We start from the raw sequence: 9747 nt of genomic DNA, 5'->3' as shown, positions 1-9747 counted from the left end.
GCTCGCCACTTGCTCCACCCCCGAGGCCCGCCCCGGGCACGCCCGCTCACCGGCCCCCCCTCGTGCGCCCCCCCGCGGGGGGGGGCCCGGGGCCGGGGGGGGGGAGCCCACGCCTGCCGCCGTGACCCCCTAGGCTCGACGGGACAATGATCTCGCTCACGACAGGAAGGCACGACGATGGACTCCAGCGCCCTCGCCGAGGAGATCCGGCAGAAGCTGGGGGACCTCAGCCCGGCGGAACGCAAGGTCGCCCGCGTGCTGCTGGCCGGCTATCCGTCCGCAGGCTTCGAGACCGTCGCGGTGCTCGCCGAACGCGCAGGGGTCAGCGCTCCCACCGTCATCCGCTTCGCCAACCGCCTCGGCTACCGCGGCTTCCCCGACTTCCAGGCTGCGCTGCGCACCGAGCTCGACGAACGTCACGCCTCCCCTCTGTCGCTGTACGCCACACCGGGATATGGCCGCGAACCGCAGGCGCGCGAGCTCACGGCGGACCAGATACTCGGCACGGCGGTCACCCGCACGTTCGCGGAACTGCCGCCCCACGACCTGGAACGGGCCATCCAGCTCCTGGCCGATTCCAAGCGCCGGATCACGCTGGCCGGCGGCAGGTTCACCCACCTGCTCGCCCAGTACCTCGGACTGCATCTGATGCAGCTGCGCGACGACGTGCGCTTCCTGCCCGACCGCCACGTGGAACGCACCGCGGTCCTCACCACGCTCAGCCGCCGCGACGTCCTGGTCGTGTTCGACTACCGGCGTTACGAGGCCGACAAACTGGTCATGGCTCAGATGGCGCAGGAGCAGGGCAGCCGCATCGTCCTGTTCACCGACACCTGGCTCTCCCCGGTCACCCAGCACGCCGAGGTCGTCCTGCCCAGTCAGGTCACCGCCCCCTCTCCCTACGACAGCTTCGTGCCGACCCTTGCCGTCACCGAGACGATCGTTGCCGGCGTCCTCAACACCCTCGGTGAGGACGCCCGCCGCCACCTGCAGGCCGCCGAGGAAGCTGCCGACAGGGCCGGGCTGTACCACCACTGACCGTGAGCGGGTCGACGTCAGCGTTCGTCCGGGCTGGAACCCTCGGTGTACGTACGCGGTACGCGGGCACCGATGCGTGTGACGATCTCGTGGGAGATGGTGCCGGCGGCACGCGCCCAGTCCTCGGCGCCGGGCTCACCGTGGTCTCCGGGGCCGAAGAGCACGACCTCGTCGCCGACGGCGGCCGTGCCGTCGTCGAGGTCCACGACGAACTGGTCCATGCAGACCGTGCCGGCCACCGTGCGCCAACGGCCTGCGGCGAGGACCGGGCCGGCGCCGGAAGCGTGCCGCGGTACGCCGTCCGCGTACCCCAGGGGGACCAGCCCGAGCGTCGTCTCGCAGGAGGTGCGGTGGCGGTGGCCGTAGGAGACTCCTTGTCCGGCGGGGACGCGCTTGACGGAGACGAGCCGCGCGGTGAGCGTCATGGCCGGCCGCAGTCCCAGGGCGGCCGGGGCGGCCAACTCCGGCACCGGGCTCAGCCCGAAGAGCGCCAGCCCGGGGCGCACGAGGTCGAAGTGGGTGTGCGGAAGGGTGAGTGTGGCGGCCGAGTTGGCCAGGTGCAGGACCTCAGGGCTCAGCCCTGCCTTGCGTGCCAGCTGAACCGCGTCCCGGAAGTTCTCCACCTGCCGATCGCATGCGGGATGGCCAGGAGAGTCGGCATCGGCCAGATGAGACCAGATCCCGACGACTCGGACGTGCCCGGATGCCTGCGCGCGTGAGGCGGCCTCGACCAGTGCAGGCCAGTGGGCGGACGAGGCGCCGCCGCGCCCCAGCCCGGTGTCGATCTTCAGGTGCAGCAGGCCGGGGCGGCCTGCCGCCTGTGCCGCCTGCGCCGCCGCCTCGACCGCCCAGGTGGCGCCGGCAGACAGTTCGATTCCTTCGGCCAGGGCGGAAGTCCAGTCGTCACCGGGGGACAGCAGCCAGGCGAGGATCCGGCTGCTGATGCCCGAAGCGCGAAGTATCAACGCTTCCTGCATGCGGGCAACGCCGATCCACGTCGCGCCACCGGCCAGCGCCGCGCGGGCGCAGGGGACCATGCCGTGCCCATAGCCGTCGGCCTTCACCACGGCCATCACTTCGGCGGAACCTGCCGCATCGCGCAGCCTGGCCGCGTTGTCGCGGATCGCCGCGAGATCGATCCGGGCCTCCGCGAGCGGCGTTCTCCCCTCCGCCGGATGCGTGTGGTGGGTGGCCTTGTGGGGACTGCCGATTGTCACGCCGTCGTCCTTCCATGGAATCCGCCCGATGCCCCGTTGGGCTACAGGTGGAGCCATGATGGCGAGGGGGGCGATGTGCCGTCATCGTGCGCATCGCACTGTGTTGCGGCGATCCGGAGTGCGGCTGGGACAACGAGGACATGAACGCGCCGGGTCACCACAGGGGACACCCGAGCAGGCCGTCAGGCGTGGCGGTGCTCCTTGGCGCGGGGGCCGGTCTCCGTGCCGTAGCGGAGGGCTGTGAGCTGAAGGAGTAGGGCGAAACGGACGTCCGGGCTGTCCAGGTGCAGCTCCACGACATCCCGCAGGCGACGCATCCGGTGGCGGAGCGTGTTCGGGTGGATGTGCAGCCTCGCGGCGGTGGCCTTGGGATCGCCCCTCTCCTCCAGCCAGGCTTCCAGAGTCGGTACGTAGCTGGTGCGGCACACGCGGTCGTGGTCCACGAGGCGTCGCAGAGGTCCGATCTCCGTGGTCCGGGCGGTTGAGGCGGCCAGGGCGGCCCGGCGGAGGACCACCTTGGCCCACACGTCGTCGTGGACGGCCTGGGAGCTCGTGAGCATCCCGGTCTTGAGCAGTCCGAGCGTGTCGTCGGCCTGCTCCTGGGAAGTCGCCAGCTCCGGAACGGAGGCTGCGAGCCCGCCCACGGCGACGAGGGGCGTGGCCCGGCCGGTGGCCTCGCCGAGCTCGCGCAGCCAGTCGGAAGGGCGTCGGGACGCAGGGGCCACCGCCTCGGCATCCACGACGCCGTAGACCACGTCGCCGATCACGGCCGCTGGTGAGTGCAGACGTGAGCCGGGGAACCGGGACAGCCGTTCCCGGACCGTCAGGCGCTGAGCCTCGGCCTCGTCCGCATCGTCGCAGCGCACGTCCACGGCGATGACCCGCCAGGGGCCAGCCGTCAGCCCGAGGAGGCGTGCTGCGTCCGCGGCATCCTCCTTCCCGTGCAGCACTCTCGCCACCAGGTCCGTCAGGACCAGGCGCTGCCTGTCAGCCTCCGCACGCCGACGGAGCAGGTGCAGGGCCGCGGCGTTCGCGGCGGCCGCGAATGCCGCCCCTCGCTCGGCCGGGACCGGGCCCGGAACGATGGCCCATACCGAGCCGAGGATGTCCCCTCCTGCGCGCATGGGCACTACGAGCCGCGGCTTGGTGCCCTCGACGACAGCAGGGACGAAGAGGGGCCTCGTGTCCCGGGCTATCTTGCGAAAGACGCCGTGCCGCCGGTAGTGCGCATTCACCTCGTCGGGAACGTTCCGGCCCACGATCGTTGCCACGCGTGCCTCGTCGCCGCACTCCTGCCGCGTGGAGTAGGCAAGTACGCGCGAACTGCGGTCCTCGATGGTCACCGGAGCGTCGATGATGCCGGCGATCGCGTCGGCCACCTCGAACAGGTCCCCGGATTCGGCCATCCCCAAGCCCGCGGCGGACTCTGCCAGCCCCTCGCTGTCAAGCGCCGCCCGCAACAGCGACACCACCTGGGCCCACCCTGCCTGCTGCGCGACCTGCACCAGTGCCACTCCCGTGGCGCTGGCCGCTGCGGTCACCTCCGCGTCAACGGCCGCCGGTGCCTTGAGCAACAGCGCGCCCGCGGACTCCAGGGCGCACCACGACAGCAGCCGGAGAGCCGCCTTCCTGTCGGTCAGGTTCACGCCAAGAACGACGTCGCCCGTGCTCAGTTCGAGCTCGCCGTGGGGTTCGGCGATCACCACATCGCCCACCAGGACGGAAGCCCCGCCGGGAGCGCACACCTCTGACAGCACGGACGGTCCCACGGCATCAAGAAGCCGCTGGACACTGATCATGGGCACCACCTGCTCGCGTCATCCGACTCATCATCCTGCACCACACCTGGCCCCAGCCCCGAGGGGGAGTGAACCAGGTGTGGTCTTCGGCGAATGAGGTGCCCGCGGATGCCGGACGCCGGGCCCGCCCGGTGAGGGGCCCAGCCCGGAGCTCGGTGCCGTTGACGGGACGGACCGTGTAGGCGGCGCTACCAGGTTGCCCGGATCGCCCCTCAGCCCGTCGCCAACGCCTCCGTGGGCGCCAGTCGCGCAGCCCGCATCGACGGATACACGCCCGCCACCACCCCGATCACGACCGCCCCGGCGGTACCGGCGCCGACCGCGGAGAGGGGGATGACCGGGGGCCAGCCCTGGTAGGTGGCGTAGGCGAGGGAGGCCAGGACGCCCACGGCGGTGCCCATGAGGCCGCCCAGGAGGGAGAGGGCGACCGACTCGGTGAGGAACTGGCCGCGGATCTGACCGCGGTGCGCGCCCAGGGCGCGGCGGAGGCCGATCTCGCGGCGGCGTTCCAGTACGGAGATGTACATCGTGTTGGCGACGCCGACGCCGCCGACCAGCAGGGCGACGCCCGCGAGGCCGAGGAAGAGGGCCGAGAAGGTCGCTGCGGTGGCGCGTTTCGCGGCCAGGGCGTCGGAAGGACGGCTGACCTGGATCAGGCCGGGGCTCTCCGGGTAGACGGTGGCGCCCAGCACCGCGGCGACGTCCTCGACGGAGTCCTCGCGTGCCGTGGTGTAGATGACCGTCGGATGGCCGTCGAAGTGCAGTTCCTTCTTGGCGGCGCCCCAGCCCACCATGACGGAGCGCTCCAGGTCGGGCGCGAGCTTCATCGGATCGAGGATGCCGACGACGGTGAAGTACGTCTGGCTGATGAGGACCTGGGGCGGCTCCTGGCCGGGGGTCAGACGGGGGATGCCGAGCCGGGACGCCGCTTCGTAGCCGAGGACGACCGTCGGAAAGTTGTCGGTCGCGGCCTTCAGGAACGTACCGGAGCGGACCTTGCCGTTCACCGCGGGCAGCAGGTCGGTGCGGGCCGCGAGCACGGTGAGGCCCAGTCCGTCGTTGGCGTCGGTGCGGTCCGAGCGGCGCACCAGGGCATGGGTGTTGGCGACCGCGCTGGCGTGGGTGACCGGGCCGATCCGCCGGACCATGTCCGGTGCCTCCTCGGGCAGGAGGACGGGCGGTTTCCGGTCGGGCACGGGTTCGGCGCGCAGCGTGTTCGTGCCCAGTGCGGACAACTGCTGGTCGAGGTGGAGCTGGCTGGAGGCCGGGATGCTGGTCACCAGGATCAGGGTGGCGATGCCGATGGAGATGCCGAGCGCGGAGAGCGCGGCGCGCATCCGGCGGGTGCGGATCCCGAGCAGTCCCAGGCGCAGTACGTCGGACGGGGCGAGCCGGACGGGGCGGCTGGGGTCGGCGTCCGGAGCGGTCGGGTCGGGGGCGGTGCCGGTGCGGTTCACTGCGGGCTCCCGGTGTGCGCGGCGGTGTCGGCGACGATGCGGCCGTCGCGGATCTCGACCCGGCGCGGGAGCCGGGCCGCGAGGTCGCGTTCGTGGGTGATGACCGCGATGGTGGTGCCCTCGGCGTTCAGCCGGATGAGCAGGTCGAGGACGGCCTTGCTGTTGGCCGTGTCGAGGGCGCCGGTCGGCTCGTCGGCGAGGACCAGCGCGGGCCGGTTGACCAGGGCGCGGGCGATGGCCACCCGCTGGCGTTCGCCGCCCGAGAGCTGGTGCGGCAGGTGCCCGATGCGGTGGCCGAGCCCGACGCGTTCCAGCGCGGCGACCGCCAGTGGCCTGCGCTCCCGGCGCGGCACGCCCGCGTACAGGAGTCCGGTGGCGACGTTCTCCGCCGCGCTCAGGCCCTCGGTGAGGTGGAACTGCTGGAAGACGAAGCCGAGCCAGCGTCCGCGCAGCGCCGACAGGCGGCGGTCGGAAAGCCCGGCCGGGTCCTTGCCGCCGATCTCGACCGAGCCGTCGGTCGGCAGATCGAGGGTGCCCATGATGTTGAGCAGCGTCGACTTGCCGGAGCCGGACGGGCCGACGATGGCGAGCAGTTCGCCCTCGCCGATGGTGAGCGAGACGTTGTCGAGCGCCTTGACGCCGCCGTGGTACGCCTTCGTCGCGTTCCGGACGGTCAGGACGGGCGGGCCGCTCCGGAGGACAAGGGGGGCGCCGGCCGCCGTGTCCTCGGCGGCCGGCGCGGTGTGCGGCAGGCTCATGACGTGGTCACCACCGTGTCGCCCTCCTTGATACCGGCGCCCGAGACCTCGACCATGCCCTTCGCGAACAGCCCGGTCTTGATGGCGACGAGCTTGCCGCCGGGGCGCTGGAGCGCGTAGCCGCCCTCACTCAGCGCCAGCAGCGAGCCGACCGGGACGGCGAGTACCTGCTTGCGCTGCTCCGCCGTGAAGGTGACCTGCACGGACGCCGAGCTGAGGCCCTTCACCGCGGCGCTGTCCACCGGCTCGACCGTGACCTGGAGCGTGGCGTCGGACGGCGAGCCCGAGCTGTCCGCATCGGCCCCGCCCTGCACGGTCTGTCCGATCGAGGTGACCTTGCCCGGCACGGTCTTGGTGTCGGGCAAGGTGAGGGTGACGGCGTCGCCCTTGTGGACCGGACCGGACTCCTGCGCCTCCATCTTCACCCGGACCAGCTTGTGGACGGAGGTGACGGTCAGAATCTCCTCCTCCGCCGGATCCCCGAGCTGCGCCTTGATGCCGCTGACCCGGTACGTTCCGGGCAGCACGACGATCTGCCCGGGGGCGAGCTTCCCGGTCTCCTGCTGGCCGGTGTCGTGCTGCCAGCGCTTCAGCGCGGCGAGCAGCGTGGGGGTGAGTTCGGTGCCGGGTTCCGCGCCGTCGGCCTTGCCGCTCGTGCGGGGGGTGGGGCCGGTGTCGTAGCCGAGCGCCTTGAGGTTGTCGGCGAGTACGGTCACATCCCGCCCGCCGGTCCCCGCGGTGCCGAGGGTGCGGAAGATGGGGGTGTCGCCGAAGAACACCATCACGGGCCGGTCGTCGACCCAGTACAGCGGCTTGCCGCGGGCCACCGGGGTGTCCGTCTTCGGCAGCCGGGTCACCGCTCCCTTGCCGGTGCCCTTGACGGTCCGCTGCCCGCCGAAGCCGAGGGTGCCGGCCAGCGTCTTGCTGTCGGCCAGGTCCTGGCGCACGATTTTCGTCGTCCCCGCCGAGGGGGCGCCGGCCTCCTTGGGCTGCTGGTCACGGCCGTGCGCGGACAGCGCCACCGCGCCGGCGGCGCCCCCGGCGAGCACTACCAGGGCCACCGCCACCACCGCGACGCGCCTGCCCCGGCTGCGGCCGGGCGCCGGTGCGCTGTCAGTGCTTGACACTGAAGGACTCCTTCGTGCACGTATCGTCGGCCTTGGTCTGTTCGGCGTCGGAGAGCGAATTGCCGTTGCTGTCGTTGTACGTCCAGCCGATCGCGACGCCGTGATCGTCCTGGAGCATGTGGATCCGCATGCCCTTGTCGTTGAGGCACTTCACGTAGTTGCGGTACTGGTCCGTGTAGTGCGGGTTGACGTCCGAGTCCAGCTCCGGAGGTTGCAGGGGCCTCTTCACCAGACACGCGTCGAAGGCCGACTTGTACTTCGTCTCCTTCTCCATGCCGTACAACGGCGCCGCCTGCTTGGCGCCGGCCAGTGCGGCCCGCTTGGTGTTCATGGGGACGCCGTGGGCCTGGAGGCAGGCGTTGTAGGCGTCGCCGAGCCTGTCCCTCTCCTCGTCCGAGGAGTCCATGCGCAGCTGGGGCCGCCGGGAGTCGGTCTTCGACGCCTCCGAGGAGCCGGACTTACCGGCCGCCGACGGGCTTCCGGATTCCAGGGTGGAGACACCGTCCTTGGCGGCCTTGGCGCCGTCGCCGTCCGCACCGCAGGCGGTCAGTACGGTCGCGGCGAGGAGCGCGCAGGCGGAGATCGCGGCGGTACGGACCGCGGGAGAGAGAGGTTGCGTCTTCTGCATGCCGCCCAGCATCACGACGACTTGTCAGGAAGTTGTCAGGAACTCATGGCGTGCCGGTAGGGGCCGGGTCCGGTGGCCCGGAGCGGCCCGCGGCGTTCCTAGACTCACCGCATGTGCGCGCATGTGGTCGTCGCCGAGGACGACGCGAAACAGGCGGATCTGGTCCGCCGCTATCTGGAACACGAGGGCCACGACGTGGTCGTGGTGCACGACGGGCCGTCGGCGCTCGTCGAACTCCGGCGGCGGCCACCGGACCTGCTGATCCTCGACGTGATGATGCCGTACATCGACGGCCTCGACGTGTGCCGGATCGTGCGCGCGGAGGCGGACCTCGCCGCCCTGCCGGTGATGATGCTGACGGCCCGTTCCACCGAGGACGACCTGCTGCTCGGCCTGGACCTGGGCGCGGACGACTACCTGTCCAAACCGTTCAGCCCGCGTGAACTGATGGCCCGTGCCCGGTCCCTGCTGCGGCGCGGCGGCCGGACGGGCGGCGGCATGGCGGCTGCCGCGCCCGACCCCGTCCTGCGGTCCGGGCCGCTGACCGTGAACCCCGGACGCCACGAGGTGTGGGCCCACGGCCGCCGCATCCACTGCACACCGGGCGAGTTCCGGCTGCTGGAGGTGCTGGCCTCGCGGCCGGGGCAGGTCTTCACCCGGGCCCAGATCCTGGAGCGGCTGCACGGCATCGACCGCTACATCACCGCGCGCACCGTGGACGTACACGTCATGAACCTCCGCAAGAAGATCGAGGAGGACCCGCGCAACGCCCGCCGCCTGCTGACGGTCTACGGCGTCGGATACAAGCTCGTCGACGAGGAGCCGCCCGCCGACGGGGAGGGCGACGAGCCCGCCGACGACCGGAGGGACGCGCGCCGTGGGCTCTGAGCCACCCGGGCGCCGGGGCCGCGCCGCGGCGGTCACCTCCCGTCGCCTACCGGCCCGTTGGCGTCGCGTGCCGAGGGCGCTGCGCCGCAGCCTGCTGCTGCGCCTGCTGGCCGTCTCCGTGATCGTGTCCGTCTGCTCGGTCGCCGCCACCGCGTACGTCGTCGTCCAGATGACGGCCGTCGCCATCCGCCAGGAACAGGGCCAGGCGCTGGCCGACGACGCCAAGGCGTACGACGCACTGCTCGGCTACGCGGCCCGGCACCCGGACTGGTCGGAAGCAGGCGCCACGGTGACCGCGCTCGCCCGCAACACCGGCCACCGCATCGTGCTGACCAGTCGGGGCCACCCGCAGCCGGTCGCCGACTCCGACCCGGAACCCGGCGTGCCGTTCCGGCCGCCCGCCAAGCCCACCGCCGTGATCGACCCGCTCGCCGTCGACCCCGACCTGCTGCCCCGCTCGGCGGGCGACCGGATCGACCCGCGTGCGGTGGGCCCGTTCCTGTTGCCCCGGCACGAACGCCGCTACCTGGACGTCCTCGCCTCGCGCCTCCAGTCATGCGTGCAGAGGACGACCGGGGCCGCCGCCCGTATCGAGCGGGGGCCGGGCGGGCGGCCCTGGCTGGAGTCGCCGAGCGCGAGCACCATGCCTGGCTGCGACGCCACGGCCCTCGGCGAGCCGACCCCCACCGAGAAGAAGGCGCTCACCGCGCTCAGCGCCCTCGTCAACACCTGCCTCGCCGGGGGGGGGGGGGGGGGCGCGGCCCCCCCCCCCCCCCGCCCCCCGCGCGCCCCCCCCCCCCCGAAGAGACACCCACACACACCCACGAGAAAGAAA

General features: G+C 72.2%; 8 protein-coding genes and 1 pseudogene. 3 read left to right on the top strand and 6 right to left on the bottom strand.

Annotated features, from left to right (window positions below; all coding sequences use genetic code 11):
• Window positions 1-177: 177 nt before the first annotated feature.
• Window positions 178-1038 (top strand): MurR/RpiR family transcriptional regulator, encoded by an 861-nt coding sequence (locus ACFWWQ_RS02430; RefSeq protein WP_384588785.1) that lies wholly within the window; start codon window positions 178-180, stop codon window positions 1036-1038.
• Window positions 1039-1055: 17 nt separating this feature from the next.
• On the opposite strand, the gene alr is transcribed toward ACFWWQ_RS02430, so the two are convergent.
• The 6 genes from alr to ACFWWQ_RS02400 form a co-directional block, all read right to left on the bottom strand.
• On the bottom strand, window positions 1056-2255 hold the full coding sequence (alr, locus tag ACFWWQ_RS02425) for an alanine racemase (protein ID WP_384588782.1): 1200 nt from the start codon (window positions 2253-2255) through the stop codon (window positions 1056-1058).
• A gap of 182 nt (window positions 2256-2437) precedes the next feature.
• A complete protein-coding gene (locus tag ACFWWQ_RS02420) occupies window positions 2438-4054 on the bottom strand; it encodes a PucR family transcriptional regulator (protein WP_384588779.1) in 1617 nt (538 codons plus the stop codon).
• A gap of 212 nt (window positions 4055-4266) precedes the next feature.
• Entirely contained in the window at window positions 4267-5511 is a 1245-nt protein-coding gene (locus tag ACFWWQ_RS02415) for an ABC transporter permease (RefSeq protein ID WP_384588776.1), read from the bottom strand.
• A complete protein-coding gene (locus ACFWWQ_RS02410; protein WP_384588773.1) occupies window positions 5508-6269 on the bottom strand; it encodes an ABC transporter ATP-binding protein in 762 nt (253 codons plus the stop codon). Before ACFWWQ_RS02410 ends, ACFWWQ_RS02415 begins: the two co-directional genes overlap by 4 nt.
• Window positions 6266-7396, bottom strand: a complete 1131-nt coding sequence (locus ACFWWQ_RS02405) for a hypothetical protein (RefSeq protein WP_384588770.1) — start codon at window positions 7394-7396, stop codon at window positions 6266-6268. The genes ACFWWQ_RS02410 and ACFWWQ_RS02405 overlap by 4 nt, the downstream gene beginning before the upstream one ends.
• Entirely contained in the window at window positions 7383-8024 is a 642-nt protein-coding gene (locus tag ACFWWQ_RS02400) for a hypothetical protein (protein ID WP_384588767.1), read from the bottom strand. Before ACFWWQ_RS02400 ends, ACFWWQ_RS02405 begins: the two co-directional genes overlap by 14 nt.
• Window positions 8025-8135: 111 nt before the next feature.
• Here ACFWWQ_RS02400 and ACFWWQ_RS02395 point away from each other — a divergent pair, with 111 nt between their 5' ends.
• Together ACFWWQ_RS02395 and ACFWWQ_RS02390 are read left to right on the top strand one after the other, a co-directional pair.
• Window positions 8136-8912 (top strand): response regulator transcription factor, encoded by a 777-nt coding sequence (locus ACFWWQ_RS02395; protein ID WP_384588763.1) that lies wholly within the window; start codon window positions 8136-8138, stop codon window positions 8910-8912.
• A 67-nt stretch (window positions 8913-8979) separates the two neighbouring features.
• Window positions 8980-9747, top strand: a pseudogene (locus tag ACFWWQ_RS02390) (sensor histidine kinase); the annotation flags it as partial.

Source organism: Streptomyces sp. NPDC059080, assembly GCF_042739975.1.
Lineage (GTDB): Bacteria > Actinomycetota > Actinomycetes > Streptomycetales > Streptomycetaceae > Streptomyces > Streptomyces benahoarensis.
Note: the sequence above shows the minus strand (reverse complement) of the source record. Positions and strands in the feature narration are given on the sequence as shown.

Coding starts and splice junctions, on each gene's coding strand:
- ACFWWQ_RS02430 (WP_384588785.1), top strand. CDS start 178: ATGGACTCCAGCGCCCTCGCCGAGGAGATCCGGCAGAAGCTGGGGGAC.
- ACFWWQ_RS02420 (WP_384588779.1), bottom strand. CDS start 4,054: ATGATCAGTGTCCAGCGGCTTCTTGATGCCGTGGGACCGTCCGTGCTG.
- ACFWWQ_RS02410 (WP_384588773.1), bottom strand. CDS start 6,269: ATGAGCCTGCCGCACACCGCGCCGGCCGCCGAGGACACGGCGGCCGGC.
- ACFWWQ_RS02400 (WP_384588767.1), bottom strand. CDS start 8,024: ATGCAGAAGACGCAACCTCTCTCTCCCGCGGTCCGTACCGCCGCGATC.
- ACFWWQ_RS02395 (WP_384588763.1), top strand. CDS start 8,136: ATGTGCGCGCATGTGGTCGTCGCCGAGGACGACGCGAAACAGGCGGAT.